11 protein-coding genes are annotated in these 17,851 nt (G+C 61.2%); 10 read left to right on the top strand and 1 reads right to left on the bottom strand.

Features of this window, described 5'->3' with window-relative positions; all coding sequences use genetic code 11:
* The first annotated feature begins 55 nt into the window (after nt 1-55).
* The 7 genes from tal to KTAU_RS03190 all read left to right on the top strand — a co-directional run bounded on the left by tal (nt 56) and on the right by KTAU_RS03190 (nt 9,397).
* Entirely contained in the window at nt 56-1,201 is a 1,146-nt protein-coding gene (gene tal, locus KTAU_RS03220) for a transaldolase (RefSeq protein WP_151726997.1), read from the top strand.
* On the top strand, nt 1,198-2,943 hold the full coding sequence (locus KTAU_RS03215) for a bifunctional transaldolase/phosoglucose isomerase (RefSeq protein WP_151726996.1): 1,746 nt from the start codon (nt 1,198-1,200) through the stop codon (nt 2,941-2,943). The genes tal and KTAU_RS03215 overlap by 4 nt, the downstream gene beginning before the upstream one ends.
* Before the next feature lie 405 nt (nt 2,944-3,348).
* The gene (gene zwf / locus KTAU_RS03210) at nt 3,349-4,899 is read left to right on the top strand and encodes a glucose-6-phosphate dehydrogenase (protein WP_151726995.1); all 1,551 of its coding nucleotides are present in this window, start codon (nt 3,349-3,351) and stop codon (nt 4,897-4,899) included.
* A 492-nt stretch (nt 4,900-5,391) separates the two neighbouring features.
* The gene (locus KTAU_RS03205; RefSeq protein ID WP_151726994.1) at nt 5,392-6,648 is read left to right on the top strand and encodes a glucose-6-phosphate dehydrogenase assembly protein OpcA; all 1,257 of its coding nucleotides are present in this window, start codon (nt 5,392-5,394) and stop codon (nt 6,646-6,648) included.
* Nucleotides 6,649-6,761: 113 nt separating this feature from the next.
* Complete coding sequence (gene pgl / locus KTAU_RS03200; protein ID WP_151726993.1) at nt 6,762-7,511, top strand: 6-phosphogluconolactonase; 750 nt, start codon at nt 6,762-6,764, stop codon at nt 7,509-7,511.
* Nucleotides 7,508-8,224, top strand: coding sequence for a ribulose-phosphate 3-epimerase (gene rpe / locus KTAU_RS03195; RefSeq protein WP_151726992.1), 717 nt, complete (start codon nt 7,508-7,510; stop codon nt 8,222-8,224). Before pgl ends, rpe begins: the two co-directional genes overlap by 4 nt.
* 201 nt (nt 8,225-8,425) lie before the next feature.
* Nucleotides 8,426-9,397 carry a P1 family peptidase gene (locus KTAU_RS03190; protein WP_151726991.1) on the top strand — a complete coding sequence of 324 codons (972 nt, stop codon included), beginning with the start codon at nt 8,426-8,428 and terminating at the stop codon, nt 9,395-9,397.
* A gap of 902 nt (nt 9,398-10,299) precedes the next feature.
* Here KTAU_RS03190 and KTAU_RS03180 read toward each other — a convergent pair.
* A complete protein-coding gene (locus KTAU_RS03180; protein WP_151726989.1) occupies nt 10,300-10,917 on the bottom strand; it encodes an NUDIX hydrolase in 618 nt (205 codons plus the stop codon).
* Between the two features lie 655 nt (nt 10,918-11,572).
* Between KTAU_RS03180 and KTAU_RS03175 the strand changes: the two genes are divergently transcribed.
* The 3 genes from KTAU_RS03175 (at nt 11,573) to radA (ending at nt 17,808) form a co-directional block, all read left to right on the top strand.
* Nucleotides 11,573-13,033 (top strand): 30S ribosomal protein S1, encoded by a 1,461-nt coding sequence (locus KTAU_RS03175; protein WP_170293017.1) that lies wholly within the window; start codon nt 11,573-11,575, stop codon nt 13,031-13,033.
* A 574-nt stretch (nt 13,034-13,607) separates the two neighbouring features.
* Nucleotides 13,608-16,154 carry an ATP-dependent Clp protease ATP-binding subunit gene (locus KTAU_RS03170; RefSeq protein WP_112428582.1) on the top strand — a complete coding sequence of 849 codons (2,547 nt, stop codon included), beginning with the start codon at nt 13,608-13,610 and terminating at the stop codon, nt 16,152-16,154.
* A 220-nt stretch (nt 16,155-16,374) separates the two neighbouring features.
* Nucleotides 16,375-17,808, top strand: coding sequence for a DNA repair protein RadA (gene radA, locus KTAU_RS03165; protein ID WP_151726987.1), 1,434 nt, complete (start codon nt 16,375-16,377; stop codon nt 17,806-17,808).
* The last annotated feature ends 43 nt before the right edge of the window (nt 17,809-17,851 follow it).

The raw sequence follows: 17,851 nt of genomic DNA, 5'->3' as shown, positions 1-17,851 counted from the left end.
AAAGAGAGGGGTAGAAACACAGAACGGCATGAAGCCTTGACCAGAGGAGAAGAGCATGGCAAATCCCTTGTTACAACTGAAGGATTATGGACAGAGTGTCTGGTACGATAACATTGACCGGGCGCAGCTAGAATCCGGCGAATTCAAGCGTCTCCTGGAGGAAGATGGCATTACGGGGGTCACAGCCAACCCCACCATTTTCGACAAAGCCATCAGCAGTGGTCACGCCTACGATGCCCAGATCGAAGAGCTGATCCGGCAGGGGAAAGAGGTCGAAGAGATCTACGATGCCCTGGTCGTGCGTGACGTTCAGACTGTGGCCGACCTGCTGCGGCCCATCTACGAGCGCAGCGCCGGCGTTGACGGCTACGTTAGCCTGGAAGTCTCACCGGACCTGGCTCACGACACTGAGGGAACGCTGGCCGCGGTCCGCCGCTACTGGCAGCTCGTCAATCGACCGAACCTCATGATCAAGATCCCGGCCACCCCTGAAGGGCTGCCCGCCATTCAGCAGGCGCTGACCGAAGGCTACAATATCAACATCACCCTCATTTTCTCCATCGAGACCTATCGTGAGGTCGCTGAGGCCTACCTGGCAGCGCTGGAGAATCGCAACGCCGAAGGCCAGGACATCAGCGGCATCGCCTCGGTTGCCAGCTTCTTCGTCAGTCGTGTTGACACACTGGTCGACAAGCTGCTCGAAGAGAAGATCAAGGCCAGCAATGACCCTGCCGAGCAAGCCCGGCTCCGCTCCTTGCAAGGGAAGGCGGCTATCGCTAACGCGCGCCTGGTCTACCAGGAATTCAAGCGCATCTTTGGCTCGCCGCGCTTTGCTGCTCTGCGCCAGCTCGGGGCACACGTGCAGCGTCCATTGTGGGCCAGCACCAGCACCAAGAACCCGGCCTACCGAGACGTGCTCTACGCCGAGGAACTCATCGGCCCCGACACAGTTGACACCATGCCCTATGAAACCATCGAAAAGTTCCGCGATCATGGGCGAGTGCGCTACAGCATCGAAGACGATCTCGATGGCGCACGGGCGCTGTTCAAGGAACTGGAGCAGCTTGGCATCTCCTACGAGGCGGTGACTCAGCAGCTGCTTGATGAGGGTGTGCAGAAGTTTGCCGACTCCTACCACCAGTTGCTCAATAGCATTCGCGCCCGTCAGCAGGCGCTCAAAGAGAGGCAGGTTTCGCGGTGACAGCACAACAGGAACCAGAGCCACAATTTGAGGCCGAAAGTGCTCTTCAAGAGCTGGTAAGTACGGGACTGGAGCGACTCACTGCCGAGGGTGTCGCGCGACGCATCTGGGAACGTGATGCCAGCCTCTGGAAGACTGACCGTGCCGTCCAGCAGGAGATTCGCGAGCGACTCGGTTGGCTGACCGTTGCCAACACCATGCAGGAGCGCCTGCAGGAGATCGAGGGCCTCGTAGAAGCGGTGCGTCAAGACGGCTATCGATACGCCGTGCTGCTGGGCATGGGAGGCAGCAGCCTCTGTCCCGAGGTCCTGCGCCTGACCTTCGGCGTCGCACCCGGCTACCTGGACCTGTTCGTGCTCGACACCACCGATCCTGACACGATTCGCGCCGTCGAGGAGCGCATCGACCTTGGCAAAACGCTGTTCATAGTAGCTTCCAAGTCGGGCGAGACCATCGAGACGCTCTCTCATTTTCGCTACTTCTGGCAGCGGGTCAGCGAGCTGGGCGGCGAGGGTGGCGCACATTTTATCGCCATCACCGACCCTGGCACCTCACTAGAGCAGCTAGCCCATGACCATCGCTTCCGCCATGTCTTCGCCAATCCGCCCGACATAGGCGGGCGCTACTCAGCGCTCTCCTTCTTCGGCCTGGTGCCTGGTGCTCTGATTGGCGTCGACATCAAGCAGCTGCTGACTCGCGCTCAAGAAGCCATGAGCCGCTGCAGCGCCAGCCAGCCAGTCGCAGACAATCCCGGTCTGCGCCTGGGTGCCGTGCTAGGGGCCCTGGGCACACATGGGCGCGACAAGATCACCTTTGTGCTCTCGCCGGCTATTGCCAGCTACGGCTACTGGGTGGAGCAGCTCATCGCCGAGAGCACCGGTAAGGAGGGGCGAGGTCTCCTTCCTGTCGAAGGGGAAGCCCTGGGAGCGCCCTCCGTCTATGGCAACGACCGCCTCTTCGTCTACCTGCGGCTGGAGGGCGACGACAATGCCGCCCTCGATGAAGGTCTGGCGCGTCTACGCACGGCGGGCCAGCCGCTGGTACGCTTCCATCTGGCCGACCGTTACGACCTGGGCGCCCAGTTCTTCATCTGGGAGCTGGCCACAGCGGTCGCTGGCATCTTCCTGCAAATCAACGCCTTCGATCAACCGAACGTCCAAGAGAGCAAAGACAACACAGCGCGCCTCCTGGAGCGCTTCCGGCGGGAAGGAAAGCTTCCCGAGCTAGAGCCAGTCATCAGCGAAGGAGCGCTGCGCGTCTATGGCAGAAGGATGGGAGAAGGGAAGGAAGGACTGGATAGCTACCTGCAAGCCTTCCTCGACCAGGTACGTCCAGGCGACTACATTGCCCTCATGGCCTATGTGCGGCGTAGCGAAGTCAATGAAAGCGCCCTGCAGGCGCTGCGTTTGCGTCTGCGCGATCGCTACCGCGTTGCGACAACGCTTGGCTATGGTCCGCGTTTCCTGCACTCGACCGGCCAGTTACACAAAGGCGGGCCTAACAACGGCGTGTTTATCCAGATCACCGGTGATGTGAAGCAGGACGTCCCCATTCCGGGCGAGTCCTATACCTTTGGTATTCTCAAAGAAGCGCAGGCTTTGGGCGACCTCTTCGCCCTCTCGGCGCACGAGCGACGTAACATCCGCATTGCTATCGGAGGTGATCTGGCTGCCGGCCTGCAGGCCCTGGCGCAACGGCTGGTTCCCGTAGAGCAGCAAGGTGACGGACAGCCCTCGCACTGACTGAGGAGGCATCAACAGGCGCGCCTGTAAGCTGCACGGATGTGTGCCGACGGGAGAGCCGCATCAGCCGCATTGCACCATCTCGAACCGAGGCAGCGACCGGAGGAAGGGAGCAAGGCCATCTCTGTCTGCTCAGCAGGCCCGGCTCCCATCCTGGCGCGGCCTCTGGCCCGGATGAAGAGTGGCCTCCGGCTCTGTCGGCCTGTCAGCCTGCCTGGCCCGGGCACATGGGAAGATCTTCAGAAGATTTTAAATCTGCACAAGCATTGCACTACAATGAATATAGCCGATGACAGGCGATGAGAGGTCCTGGTTACAAACCCGGTAACGGAAGACCAACCTGGAACTCAGTCTAGAGCGTGTATTGTCTGTCAAGAACAAGTGATGACCAGGAGAATATCATCGATGCCTCAACGCAGCGCGGTCGAGGCGCCCAATCCCTTACGCGAAGGGTTGCGTATCAAGCATAGCCCGGAACCCTGCGCGATGGTGATTTTTGGGGCGACTGGCGATCTAACCCATCGGAAACTCTTGCCTGCTCTCTACAACCTGGCCTTGGAACACCCGCTGCCGGCGGGCTTTTCCGTCATAGGCTTTGCGCGCCGGCCCTATACCGATGAGCAATTCCGGGAGCAGGCTTTTGAAGCCATCAACGAATACTCGCGCCAGAAGCCCATCAATCAGCAGGTCTGGGAGAGCTTTGCGTCCGGCATCTTCTACCTGCAGTCTGACTTTCACAACCAGGCGGGCTATGAAAAGCTGAACGCCCTGCTCAACCGGCTGGATCGGGAGCGTGGCACTGGCGGTAACCGCATCTTCTACCTGTCGACGCCGCCGAGCCAGTATCCCGAGATCATCCAGCGCCTGGGTGCTGCTGGTCTCAACAAGAGCCGCAAAGGCTGGACGCGCATCATCATTGAGAAGCCCTTTGGTCATGACCTGGCCTCAGCTCGTGAGCTGAACCGTCAGGTGCTGCGGGTCTTCAAAGAGGAGCAGGTCTATCGTATTGACCATTACCTGGGCAAAGAGACGGTTCAGAACATACTGGTCTTCCGCCTGGCCAACGGCATCTTCGAGCCAGTCTGGAATCGCCGCTACGTGGACCATGTCCAGATCACCGTAGCGGAGAACATTGGCCTTGAGGGGCGAGCGGCCTACTATGAAGAAGCGGGGGCTATTCGCGACATGGTCCAGAACCATATGATGCAGTTGCTGACCCTGGTCGCGATGGAGCCGCCGATCGCCTTTGATGCCACGGCAGTGCGTGACGAAAAGGTCAAAGTGCTGCATGCGCTGCAGCCGCTGCAGGGGCAGAATGCTCTGCTCAACACCGTGCGTGGCCAATATACTGCTGGCTGGATGAATGGGCGACTGGTACCTGGCTATACCGAGGAGCCGGGGGTGCGGCCCGATTCCGGCACCGAGACCTACGTGGCCCTCAAGGTCTTTGTTGACAATTGGCGCTGGGCGGACGTCCCCTTCTACCTGCGCACTGGCAAGCGCCTGCCCAAGCGCGTCACAGAGATAGCCATTCAGTTCAAGCAGCCGCCTTCCATGTTCTGGCAGCGCAGCAACATTCAGGGTCAAATTGATCCGAACGTCATCGTGCTGCGCATCCAGCCAGACGAGGGCATCTCGTTACGCTTCGGTGCCAAAGTCCCGGGTACCGAGATGCAGATCCGCTCGGTCAACATGGACTTCTTCTACGGCTCGTCCTTTATGCGTCCGCAGCCGGAGGCCTACGAGCGACTGCTGCTTGATTGTATGCTAGGTGACTCCACGCTCTTCACGCGCCGCGACGAGGTAGAAGCGGCCTGGGAGTTCATTCAGGGCATTCTAGATGCCTGGGCTGAGGCGCCGCGCGAGACCATCCATCCATATGAGGCGGGCACCTGGGGTCCCCAGGCCGCTGATGAGTTCATCTGGCGTGATGGGCGCCGCTGGCGACGGCCCTAGCGCCTTCGCGCTCGCGTCCGTCCAGACTTGCGGGGCAACTCAGACCAACCCGTGTCACCGTGCCAGGCCGTGGCCAGCCAGTCCGGCCTGTCGCGTCAGCCAGCCTGTTAGGCAACCAATCAGACAATAAGTCGGTCGCCCAAAACTGGGGGACTGGCTGACGCACCCTCGCCTGTGTATCGGCTCTGCCGTCTCCTGTGGCGCGGCCTGATCTTGCCGTGACTGGCAGGGAGCGCCAGGGAGCGCCAGAAGCGGATGGACGCTTAACGGAACGGCGGGCAAGGCTGTGACCTGAGCCGAAGGCACTGACAACGCGGGGAGCCTGCTCACTCAGCGGTACTGGAGGGAGCTGTTTGCCTTTCGGTACCTCGCTACAGAACACGAGCCAAACAAGAAGCTGCAGTAGCTAGCGCACGCGATCCAGGCCGGACGGTCTCCGCCCGTCCGTCGGTCGCCTGGAACGATGCCGTTCTCTATCAGGGGAGATCTGGAATGACTGTGGACCTCGACCTATCCCCGGGGACACGCTCGCTGTGGGCCGGCAAGGCTATTCCCTGGGAGCATCTAGAGGAAGAAGTGGCTTTGCTCTGGAAAATGGCCGCTGATAACATGCGCATCGGCCAGAACATGAGCGTGCGCACTAGCGTGCTCAACCTGGTGATCTGTGCGCCATCGGTTGCGCGCGCACGCTACGCCAGCGACCTGCTGCGCGATCTGCTGAGTACGCACATCGCGCGTGTCATCATTCTCATTTTCGAAGACGATCCTGACGCACCGGCCTCAATCGCGACCTGGGTGACCCTGCGCAGCTTCCCAGTCATTTCAGACCTCACGCGCCACCACTTCGAGCAGATTACTGCGCTTCTGACCGGGCCAGTGGTTCAGCATAGCGCCGCCCTGCTGCAAAGGCTGGTCAGACCGGACCTGCCGATTTATCTCTGGTGGCTTGATGAGCCGCCGGCCAGCGGTGATCCCCTTGGCTCGCTGGCCGCCATCAGCCAGCGACTGATCGTCGATTCTGCCAGCTTCCAGACTCCAGGGCCGACACTGCGTCTGCTAGCTTCTCTGCTAGAGACATATCCAGCCTGCGCTATCAGTGACCTGAACTGGGGACGCCTTACGCCGCTGCGTCAGCTGGTCGCCCAATTCTTCGATGGCCTGGAGTATCGTCCTTACTTTGACGGTATCCAGAGCATTGAAATTGAGCATGCCGTGCTTGGTACGTCTGCCTCTGGTTCCTCGGCGGATCTGCCATCGACCGGGATCTCGGCTGCTGGTGTCTACCCTCAGCGCCTCCAGGAGCCGGCGCGGGCCTTGCTGATGGGCGGCTGGCTCAAAGAGCGCCTCACCTGGCGTCGTGTTGCCTGCTCTGCCTCCTGTCCGGGCAGCGGCGAGAGCCTGCCGCCGGGCGCCTATCACTGGTGCCTGGAGAACGAAGCCGGGCAGCCGACGCGCATCGATATCCGCCCGCGTCGCGAAGGCGAAGTTCCCCCGGGGACCATCTGCCTGCTGCGTCTCACCAGTCGACTGGCGGACCAGCAAGCGCTGTTCAGCATCAGCCGTCTTGCTGGTGACAGCGATCATGTGCTGACCTCCATCGAACTGGAGCAGGAGCAGCCGCGCCAGCGCACCCTCGCTCTTAACGAGCAGCACCAGGAGAGTCAGCTGCTCGTTGATGAGCTGGAGATCACCGGCCATGATGACCAATTCGAAAAAATCCTGCAGGAACTGGCGTCCTTATTGACTTGAGCGCATTGTTTGGGGGATGCCATCGCGGGGCCTCTCTCTTCTATGTTTAAGTAAGCCAGAGTGACAGCTCTACTCTGGCTGTCCAGCCTTACAGAGAGGATAGAATCGAAACAATGCAACAGCGGATTGCCATCTATCCTGATAGCGAGAGCCTCAGCCAGGAGGCGGCCCGTCTCGTCATCCGCCTCGCCCAGGAAGCCATCGTTACCCACGGGCGTTTCACGCTGGCGCTGGCTGGAGGCTCCACACCTCGCAAACTCTACAGCCTGTTGGCCAGCGATCCCTACCGTGGCCAGATAGACTGGACGCGCGTTGACATCTTCTGGTCCGACGAGCGCTGTGTCCCGCCTGACCATCCAGAAAGCAACTACCGCATGGCCTACGAGGTCATGCTGAGCAAGCTGCCCATTCCCGCGGCCAATATTCACCGCATGCCAGCGGAGCAAGCCGATCGCCAGGCTGCGGCAGAGAGCTATGCCGCAGAGCTTCGGCGTGTCTTTGGCACGGCGGGGGTCCCTGTCTTTGATCTCATTCAGCTTGGCATGGGGCCAGAAGGTCACACCGCCTCCCTTTTCCCGCATCAAGCGGCTCTGCACGAGCGCGAGCGTCTGGTCTTGGCCGTCAGCGTACCCAAGCCTCCACCCGAGCGGCTCACCTTCACCCCGCCCATTCTCCAGGCTGCGCGTCACATCCTCTTCCTCGTCACCGGTAGTGACAAAGCCGAAGCTGTGCGGGCCGTCCTCGAAGACCAAGGCTCGCCCGATGACTACCCTGCGCGTCTTGTACACGCTGCTGCCGGAGAGGTCGCCTGGCTGCTAGACACAGCCGCAGCCGCGGCTCTCCAGAGGAGGTCCACTGCATGACAGCCGAGCAACCGACAGCGAGGGCAGCTCAGGTGCCACAGTCGCCAGTAGCCATTGGCCTCGTGCCTTCTATTCTGAGTGCTGACTTCAGTCGCCTCGGAGAGCAGGTGCGCGAAGCCGAAGAGGCCGGCGTGCAGCGCATCCAAATCGATGTCATGGATGGGCACTTTGTCCCCAACATCACAATGGGACCCCTCATCGTCGAGGCCGTGCGGCGCAGCACCAGCCTGCCGCTAGAAGCGCATCTCATGATCACCAATCCCGAGCACTACATCGAAGCCTTCGCGCGGGCTGGGGCCGACGTCATCATTGTCCACCAGGAGACCTGTCCCCACCTGCACCGCATCGTGCAACAGATCAAAGAGGCTGGCAAGCAAGCAGGAGTGGCTCTCAATCCTTCCTCGCCCGTCTGGCTGCTGGAAGACATCCTCTCCTTGCTTGACCTAGTCCTCATCATGACTGTCAATCCTGGCTTCGGCGGTCAGGAATTCATTCCCGAGACGCTACCCAAAATCGCCCGTCTCAGGCAGCAGCTCACCGAGCGCCAGCTTCACTGTGACCTCGAGGTCGATGGCGGCATCAACGAGCACACCGCCCCGCTCGTCGTACGAGCTGGTGCCAACCTGCTCGTCGCCGGCAGCGCCGTCTACAACGGGCGTGAGAGCGTTGCCGCAGCCGTCGAACGACTCCGGCGCGCCCTGGCCTTCACCTGACCCCTGCGGTTGCCGCCAGCCAGGCTGCCAGAGAAACTGGCGGACAAACGCCGCCCGACAGCACCTTGATCCCTGACTGACGCTGCTTCGCCCGAGTTAGATCGGGGCGGGTGGGACCAGGCGCCGGAGCTGCCGGAGCAACAGCTGGGCCTGCCGGCGAGGCCCCCAATACCGCCGGAGATTCATCAGGAGGCAGCGACCATGCACGACGACATCACCGATGTTCCTGGCATCCGTGTCGGACACGACACCAACCTGGAGGCAGGGACCGGGTGCACAGTTCTGCTCTGCGACTTGCCGGCCGTAGGCGGGGTAGACGTACGTGGCGGAGCTCCAGCGACGCGCGAAACTGATCTTCTGCGTCCCCTCTACCTTGTCGAGCGCGTCAACGCCATTCTGCTTACCGGGGGAAGCGCCTTCGGATTGGAGGCCGCCGCGGGAGTCATGCGCTATCTGGAAGAGCGCGGCCAGGGCTTTGAGACTGGTGTGGCGCGCGTGCCGATCGTACCGGCAGCCGCCATCTTCGACCTCGGACTTGGCTCGTCGCAGATTCGGCCCGATGCCGCAGCCGGCTACCGTGCCTGTGAGCGGGCCAGCGGTGGACCCATTGAGCAAGGAAGCGTAGGTGCCGGAACCGGAGCCACCGTCGCCAAGTTTGCCGGGAGCCAGCACGCTATCAAAGGTGGGCTTGGCTCAGCCAGCACGCAGCTTCCCGACGGGACCATCGTCGGGGCCTTAGTTGTCGTCAATGCTGTTGGCAACATCATCGACCCACGGAGCGGAGCTATCATTGCTGGGGCGCCGGCGCCGGATGCTGGAACAACTCAAAGGCAAGGGCCACATCCCTTCAGCAACACCACCATTGCCGTCGTCGCCACCAGCGCTACCCTCAGCAAAGCGAGCGTCAACAAAATAGCGCAGATGGCCCACAATGGACTGGCGCAGGCCATTCAGCCGGCTCACACCATGTTCGACGGTGACACGGTCTTCGCCCTGTCCCTGGGTGCAGAGACAACAACACCCCCTGATCCTGCGACCACGGCAGCGCAGGTCAGCCTTATAGGAGCCGCGGCTGCCAGCACTCTGGCGCGAGCCATCGTCAAAGCCGTGCTCCAGGCCAAAGGACTCCACGGTGTTCCGGCGATCACCGACCAGGCTCAGCAGTCTGGGTGAGAGCCAGGCCCGTCGTGCCAACGCCGATCGAGGCCAGGATAACGCGCGGATCTGCTGGCTGGGGCAAGCGCTGATCGACCAGCATCCAGCTCCCAACCCGCGAGCCTCGTCTCGCAGCCGGTTAGCCGGCGAAGCGGCCAGGGAGGGGTACAGAGGTAATTCTGCCTGACCCGCAGCCGCAGCGGGGAGCGGGCATCAAGAGCATGCCCTGACCGGCTGGCGGACATGGCCAGTGGCGATCAGCCTCAGCCCAGTGCAACGGCGACCTGATGAAGTCCGGCATAGTGCCGGAGGTTATCGAAGCCAGCCGCTATCCGCAGTGGGAAAGGGCCAGGTGTCTCAAGGTTCAAGGATCAGTAGCAGCAGCAGCCCTCCACTCAGCAGCATAACCAGGACGCAACACAACACCAGCAGAGGAAAGAGAGGAATGTGGGCCGCTGGGGGAGGAGCGGGCGCGGCGGCAGGAGCCTGCCACTCAGCGCGCAGGGGCAAATCGCGCCGCGTAGCCAGCGTCTTCAAGCCCCCAGTGGTCAAATCCCCAGAAGGAAGGAGAGGGGAGCTGCTTCTTCCCAGACCGGACTGCAACGGCTCCGAAGTGAGGGGAGAAGGGGGGGGGGTTACAGGCAAAGCGAGGGGGGGGTATGCAGCGGAAGCGGGGGACGAGGCAGGCGACGAGTGGGGGAGCACCGCCCGGTCCGCCTGAGCGAGTCGGAGCTGCGCAGAGTGGGCATCGGAAGTTGGCAGTCTCACAGCAATCTCCACCAGGGGCAACTGAGAGCCAGACCCACAACTCACACAACGAACAACAGAACCTACAAGAGACGCGCTACAGAACAGCACTACCAACGCAGTAGCTATTGTTCATTGTAGCCGGGCGAGGGGAAGAATCAAGGAGACCATGACTATTGGGCTGTTGACTCTTCCAGTATAGAGAGCAATTGATGCAGAATTCGGGCAGTTGCGCCCCAGATGCGATAAGGGCCGTAGTCATAGAAATAGACGACGCGTCGCAGGCCAGAAGTATCCCAGACCTCGCTATGGAAGATGCGGGGATCGGCCAGAGCGGGGAGAGGAGCGCGGATGACCTCAGCGACCTCGGAGGCCTGGGGTGTAAGGGGGCCGGGGCCGGCGGGCAAGAAAGCCACCACGGGAGTGATCCAGAAATTCGTCACCAATGTAAAGGAAGGGGAGAGCAACCCGAGCACCTCAGAGCGCTCGGGGGGGAGGCCGAGCTCCTCCTGGGCCTCACGCAGGGCTGTCATGACTGGATCGCGGTCCTGGGGATCGACCGAGCCACCAGGAAAAGCGATCTCACCGCTGTGGGTGCGCAGTGTAGGAGCGCGGCGGATCAGCAGCAGGCAAGGCAGGCCCTCGGCCTCGAAAAGTGGTAAGAGCACAGCGGCGCGCCGTAGAGGGCGAGAAGCGATTTCGGGAGGTGGTGCTGTTGACAGAGCCTGGTCGGGAGGGGCCAGGCGGGAGCGCAGAGTGGTCACCACCTCGTTGATGCTGGACATATTCATGTGCCTATTCTACCACATTCACGCCGCAAAAAGGGGCTGGTTGAACTTGCGTGGGTATGATACAATGTGGTAAACAAAAAAACAGCGGGGAGGTCCGCCGAAAAGCTAGCTTTTGCCTTGCATTCACAGGCGGCTTTTGGTATAATTAGAGCATCGAGTGGGGGTATGCTTACACAAGGCTTTCATTGTGCCCATATATACCTTATGACCTGTCTGCGGGCATCGTTTCGTAGAACTACTCTCTAGCACGAACGGGTGTACTATGGAGAATCGTCGTCTCATAGTAGGAAGTACAGCGACAAGCAGCAGCCATCGCAGCCTGAGCAGCCTCCTCCGATAGCCAGTTGTCCGAGACGCATCCCCCCGATCTCAAGATGACGTTCCTGTCGTTACCCCTGGCAGAAGTGATAACGGACCAAGGAAGCGGGCGATCTACGTACGACATACGTTAGACAGGATCAGAGGGCGCTCGAGGGGCAAGGCAAAAAAACCGTGGATCGAAGGGGGTATTTTACCCATGCAAGCACAACAGCACGGCGACCTTTCGACACCGCCAGCGGAAAAAACTCAAAGCGGGCAGGTACAGACCATGTCTGAAGCAAGAGAGCCTGAAACCAGCAGAACCGGGAACCCGGAAGAATCAGAAGACCTGAACATGGAGGCCCTTCTGGCCTCAGCCAATAATCCCACCAGCCTCAAACGTGGCGATGTTGTCGAAGGGGAAATCGTGCGCATCGACCAGGATGAGATCCTGGTCGATATCGGCCTCAAATCAGAGGGCGTGCTCTCAACAAAGGAGCTGCCGGCCAGTGGCTATGGCTCGCTGAGCGAGTTGAAAGTGCACGACAAGGTCCTTGTCTATGTCGTGCAGCCGGAGACGCCGGACGGCCATGCTGTGCTCTCGCTGAGGAAGGCCAATGCCGAGCGCCAGTGGCGTCTGGTTGAGGAGCAGTATCGCAACAACGAGTTGATCAAGGCGCGCGTCATCGATTACAACAAGGGCGGCCTGATCGTCGATGTCAATGGCATCCGTGGCTTCGTGCCGATCTCGCAAATCCAGAGCCTGAAGCGCGAAGAGGTGGCTGCGGGTGGTGAGAGTCAGGAGACGGCGGCCAAGCTGGCCAGTATGAAGGACAAGGAGCTGCAGCTCAAGATTATCGAGATTAACCGCGCCCGCAATCGGCTGATCCTCTCTGAGCGCCAGGCGGTGCAGGAGTGGCGGCAGCGGCGACGTGAGGAGCTGCTGGATGAGCTGAAGCCAGGTGAGATTCGCAAGGGCGTGGTGAGCAACCTCGCGAACTTCGGAGCCTTTGTTGACCTCGGCGGGGCCGATGGCCTTGTCCATATCAGCCAGCTAGCCTGGAGCCGTGTCAATCATCCCAGCGAGGTGCTGCACGTTGGCCAGGAAGTCGAGGTCCAGGTCCTCAGTGTCGACAAAGAGAAGAAAAAGATCGCGCTCTCCATCAAGAAAGCCGAGGTCGATCCCTGGACAACCGTCGAGCAGCGCTACACGCCTGGCCAGCTCGTGACGGGCACGATCACCAAGATTGCACCTTTTGGGGCTTTTGCGCGTATCGAAGACGGTATCGAGGGCCTCATTCATCTTTCGGAGCTGCCCCCTGGTATGGACCCCAAGACCAGCCTGCATGAGGGCCAGCAGCTCCAGCTGCGTATCCTGCGCATCGATCCTGAGCGTCGTCGTCTCGGCCTGAGCCTGCGTCAGGTTGAAGAGCCAGATAGCGCCAAGACCCAGAGCCAGGGTCAAAGCCAGAGCCAGAGCCAGGCCGCCCCTGGCAGCGGTTCGCTTGAGGCTACCACCAAGGGGGCCACAGATGATAAAATGAAGCTGTCCCTTGAAGAGACGGCCAGACGTCAGGAAAGTGGGCAGCACCAGCATGAGGGACGTGGCGAACGCCGTGAACGTGGCGAGAAGGGTGAGCGAGAAGGGCGTGGCGAACGCCGCGAGCGCGCTGAGAAAAGCGAACCGTCCTTGTTGGACCATCTGCCGCTGGGCGACGATGGCGAGATCACTGCGATGGCTGAGGCTTTCCGGGCCGCTGCCCGCCAGCGCAATAAGAATCTGACAACCGAGGAAACGGAGGGTTCTGGCAGCTAGTAGGCACTGTTGCCTTGCGTAGCGCGGCAGAGCGCGGTGCAGGATCGCAGCCCGTACCACAGCCCCCGAGGGGTGGGAGGGAAACCGGCTGGTGACTGAGCCTGGGTGGGCTGTAGTCCTGGGCTGTAGTCCTTGTAGACCTGGCTCAGCCGGCGTGCTGCGCTCCCGACTATGAGGCAGAAGCGCGAAGGCACGAACGCGTACTGACACGCTTCTGGACAGGCCAGACAAAAAACCAGTCTTCAATGGCTGGCAGTCACTCGTTCTAGCTGAAGGGACCGCCTGTGCTACCAGCGGGTTGCGCGATGGCGCCCGCGCCGGACGCTAGAGCGTGCATGCGCACCTGAACAGCTGAGCTGATACGACCTCCTTGCTGCGACAGGCGAGAGTGGAGCAGTGAGGGGGTCGCTTGTTTCAGCGTGTAGAGGAGTGATCCATGGATGACGGCAATGCCCCAGGTCGTTCTTGCTTGACGCTGCAAAGAAGGGTGTTGTATGATGAATTACCAAGTTTACCTGAGCGACACAGAGGGCTCGGTTCCACCCTCTGCCACTGAAAGGGGGGTGACAAACAGGTGAACGACAGGGATAGAGATAGATTTGATAAATTCACCGAGCGAGCCAGGAAGGTCCTGAGCCTCGCCCAGGAGGAAGCCCAGCGCTTCCAGCATAATTACATCGGGACAGAGCACCTCCTTTTGGGCCTCGTACGCGAGGGCGAAGGTGTGGCCGCCAAGGTTCTGGCGAATCTGGGTGTCGAGCTGCACAAGGTGCGCAGCGCTGTTGAGTTCATCATCGGGCGCGGTGACCGCATTGTGCTTGGGGAGATTGGTCTGACCCCCCGGGCCAAGAAGGTTATCGAGCTGGCGGTGGACGAGGCGCGCCGCCTGAACCATCATTACATCGGCACCGAACACCTTCTGCTTGGCCTGGTGCGCGAGGGTGAGGGAATCGCCGCCGGTGTCCTGGAAAGCCTGGGTGTCAACCTGGAGAAGGTGCGCACGCAAACGATCCAGGTGCTCAGCCAATCCGGCTCGCCCCATGAGCGCGATGCCAAGCACTCCAAGACGCCGACTATCGACGCGATGGGCGTTGATCTGACCGCCGATGCCCGCGCCGGTAAGCTTGATCCTATTATTGGACGCCATCAGGAGATCGAGCGGGTCATTCAGATCCTGTCGCGTCGTACCAAGAATAATCCTGCGCTCATTGGTGAACCTGGTGTCGGTAAGTCGGCAATCGTTGAGGGCCTGGCGCAGCGCATCGTCGCCGGCGAGGTTCCCGAGACCATCGCGGGTAAACGTCTGCTCACGCTGGATGTCGGCTCCCTGGTGGCAGGCACCAAGTACCGTGGCGAGTTCGAAGAGCGCCTGAAGAAGATCATCGAGGAGATCCGTAATAGTCGCGACTGCATCATCTTCATCGATGAGGTCCACACGCTGGTCGGCGCCGGCGCCGCGGAGGGTGCGGTCGATGCGGCCAATATCCTGAAGCCGGCTCTGGCTCGCGGCGAGATCCAGTGTATCGGCGCGACAACGCTCGATGAGTACCGCAAGTATATCGAGCGCGACGCCGCCCTGCAGCGCCGCTTCCAGGAGGTCATCGTACGCGAGCCAACCATTGAGGAGACGATCGAGATCCTCAAGGGTATCCGCGAGCGCTACGAGGCCCATCACCGCTTGACCATCACAGATGAGGCGCTCAAGGCGGCAACGGAGATGGCCAGCCGCTATATCACGGATCGCTTCATGCCCGATAAGGCCATCGACCTGATCGATGAGGCCGCCAGCCGTGTCCGCATGCAGCATTCGCTGGCCCCGCTGAACCTGAAAGAGGCTAAGAAGGGCCTGGAGGCGGTGCTCCGCGAGAAGGAGGCCGCAATCCAGCAGCAGGATTACGAGCTGGCTGCCGAGCTGCGCGACCGCGAGGTGAAGCTGCGCGAGCGCATTGCTAAGCTGGAGGCCGGCTGGCAGAAAGAGCGAGGGAGCGATCGCCCCGTCGTTGGCGAGGAAGAGATCGCTCAGATTGTCTCGATGTGGACCGGCATCCCGGTCATGCGAATCGCTCAGGAGGAGTCTCAGCGCCTGCTCCATATGGAGGAGGCCCTTCATAAGCGCGTCATCGCTCAGGATGAGGCGATCGAGAAGATCGCGCGCGCCGTCCGCCGCGCTCGCGCCGGGCTGAAAGATCCTAAGCGGCCCATTGGCTCCTTCATCTTCCTCGGCCCAACTGGCGTCGGCAAGACCGAGCTGGCCCGCGCTCTTGCCGAGTTCATGTTTGGCAGCGAGGACGCCCTGATCAAAATCGACATGTCAGAGTTCATGGAGCGTCATGCTGCTGCTCGCCTGGTCGGCGCTCCACCGGGCTATGTCGGCTATGAGGAGGGCGGCCAGTTGACAGAGGCCGTGCGCCGCAAGTCCTACAGCGTGATCTTGCTCGATGAGATCGAGAAGGCCCATCCCGATGTCTTCAATATGCTCCTCCAGATCCTGGAGGATGGAAAGCTGACTGATGCCAAGGGCCGCACGGTGGACTTCCGCAATACGATCATTATCATGACGTCGAATGTGGGCGCCACCTTGCTGAACCGCGAGGCGTCGATCGGCTTCAAGCTGACGAAGGATAAGGAGCAGGCTTATAAGAGCGAATACGAGGAGATGAAGAATAAGGTGCTCGGCGAGCTGAAGAATACCTTCAAGCCCGAGTTCCTGAACCGTATCGATGAGGTCATCGTCTTCCACTCGCTCCGCCGCGAGGATATGTATCAGATCGTCGATCTGTTGCTCAATCGCGTGCGCAATCAGCTGACGGAGCAGCAGATCGAGCTGGTAGTCCCGCAGCCTGCCAAGGACTTCTTGATCAAGGAAGGCTTCGATCCGCAGTACGGCGCCCGCCCGCTGCGGCGCACGATCCAGCGCTTGGTTGAAGATCCGCTGGCCGAAGGTCTGCTCCAGGGTCGCTTCCATGCCGGTGATGTGGTCGAAGCGGTGGTGGTCGACAATGCTCTCGAACTGCAGGTGCGCAGTCGTCTGGAGCAATTGCCCGCTCCGGCTTCGCCGCAGGCGGCGCTCTCCGCCGGAAGCAGTGAGGGCAGCCCCGCCGGTGAAACCTTGCCAGGTTGATAGTGTGCAGAGGAGAGCCACTCTGGCGCGTCTCGCGCGCCGCAGGCTCTCCTCTTTTTTTGTCCTCGCTCGCTTGTTCCCTTACCTGGTACCCGCTGGTAACACTGGCAACTGTGGGCGCTCTCCTTGTGCCTGCCTGATCAGGCGCCGGTCAGACAAGCCGTCAGGACCTACGCTACCATATTACCTGTTCTGAAGCAAGTGTGCTGGTTGTAATTCTATGCCTAAATCTCGTACGCGCTTTGTATGCCAGCAGTGTGGTGGTGAGCAGACGAAGTGGCTGGGACGCTGCCCCGATTGCGGCGCCTGGAACACCCTGGAGGAGGTATCGCTTCCCGAAACGTCGGCTGCGGCTCCTGCCCCCCAGCGCCGCTATGCCTTGTTGACGGGGGCGGCTGCGACCGCTGGGGCCTCTGCCGCTCCAACGGTGCCACAACCCCTGAGCCAAGTGAAAGCCCTCTCTCATGAGCGCCTTTCGGTCGGCTATGCCGAGATGGATCGTGTTCTGGGTGGCGGCCTCGTGCCTGGCTCGCTCACGCTGGTCGGTGGCGAACCGGGCATCGGCAAGTCAACCTTGCTGCTGCAGGTCTCGGGCTCTATTGCCGAGCGTGTGGGGCCGGTCCTCTATGTCTCGGGCGAGGAGTCGAGTGAGCAGATCAAGATGCGCGCCGAGCGCCTGGAGATCAGCGGTGAGCGCCTCTATCTGTTAGCGACGGTCGAGCTGGAAGTGATCTGCGAGGCCATCGCTCGCCTCAAGCCGGCGCTGGTGGTGGTCGATTCCATTCAGACGGTCTTCGCGACTCATCTGACCTCGGCTCCAGGTAGTATCAGCCAGGTGCGCGAATGTACACTGCATCTGATGCAGGTGGCGAAGAGTAGCCACATCCCAATGTTCATCATCGGCCATGTCACGAAGGAGGGGACGGTGGCAGGCCCCAAAGCTCTGGAGCACATTGCCGATTGTGTGCTCTATCTGGAGGGGGAACGCTACCATACCTATCGCCTGCTGCGTGGTGTCAAGAATCGCTTTGGCGCGACCCATGAGGTGGGGGTCTTCGAGATGCATGGCGAGGGCCTGCAGGAGGTCCCCAATCCATCGGCTCTCTTCCTATCCGAGCACCCCGGGGCCGCCAGTGGCTCGGCGGTGGTGGTAAGCATGGAGGGAACGCGCCCGCTGCTAGTGGAGGTGCAGGCCCTGGTGACTCCCAGCAATTTCGGGATTGCTCGCTGTACAGCCAATGGCATTGAGCATAATCGCCTGTTGATGCTGCTGGCGGTCTTGACCAAGCGCGTTGGCCTGGCCCTGGGCAATCACGATGTCTATACCAACGTGGTGGGAGGCTTCACGCTGGAGGAGCCAGCTGTTGATTTGGGCGTGGCAGCGGCAATCGCCTCAAGCTACCGCGACCGGCGTATCCCGCCCGATCTGGCCTTGATTGGGGAGGTCGGCCTCTCAGGTGAACTGCGCCCGGTCAGTCGTCTGGGGCTGCGCGTGCGCGAGGCGGCGAAACTGGGCTTCAAACGCTGCCTGGTCCCTGCCAGCGGGCGCACGGAGCGGGTGCGCCGCGAGTTGGAAGGGGCGGGACTGGCTGAGGAGTGCCGGGTCATTCCCGCCAGTACTCTTGCAGTCGCCCTGGAAATCGCGCTACACTAACCAGCAAGGATGACTCTTGTCCCGTGACTAAAGCATCTGTTGA

Origin of the sequence: Thermogemmatispora aurantia (assembly GCF_008974285.1) — a bacterium.
Taxonomy (GTDB): domain Bacteria; phylum Chloroflexota; class Ktedonobacteria; order Ktedonobacterales; family Ktedonobacteraceae; genus Thermogemmatispora; species Thermogemmatispora aurantia.
Note: the sequence above shows the minus strand (reverse complement) of the source record. Positions and strands in the feature narration are given on the sequence as shown.

Coding starts and splice junctions, on each gene's coding strand:
- pgl (WP_151726993.1), top strand. CDS start 6,762: ATGCAACAGCGGATTGCCATCTATCCTGATAGCGAGAGCCTCAGCCAG.
- KTAU_RS03205 (WP_151726994.1), top strand. CDS start 5,392: ATGACTGTGGACCTCGACCTATCCCCGGGGACACGCTCGCTGTGGGCC.
- tal (WP_151726997.1), top strand. CDS start 56: ATGGCAAATCCCTTGTTACAACTGAAGGATTATGGACAGAGTGTCTGG.
- zwf (WP_151726995.1), top strand. CDS start 3,349: ATGCCTCAACGCAGCGCGGTCGAGGCGCCCAATCCCTTACGCGAAGGG.
- radA (WP_151726987.1), top strand. CDS start 16,375: ATGCCTAAATCTCGTACGCGCTTTGTATGCCAGCAGTGTGGTGGTGAG.
- KTAU_RS03175 (WP_170293017.1), top strand. CDS start 11,573: ATGGAGGCCCTTCTGGCCTCAGCCAATAATCCCACCAGCCTCAAACGT.
- KTAU_RS03180 (WP_151726989.1), bottom strand. CDS start 10,917: ATGAATATGTCCAGCATCAACGAGGTGGTGACCACTCTGCGCTCCCGC.
- rpe (WP_151726992.1), top strand. CDS start 7,508: ATGACAGCCGAGCAACCGACAGCGAGGGCAGCTCAGGTGCCACAGTCG.
- KTAU_RS03190 (WP_151726991.1), top strand. CDS start 8,426: ATGCACGACGACATCACCGATGTTCCTGGCATCCGTGTCGGACACGAC.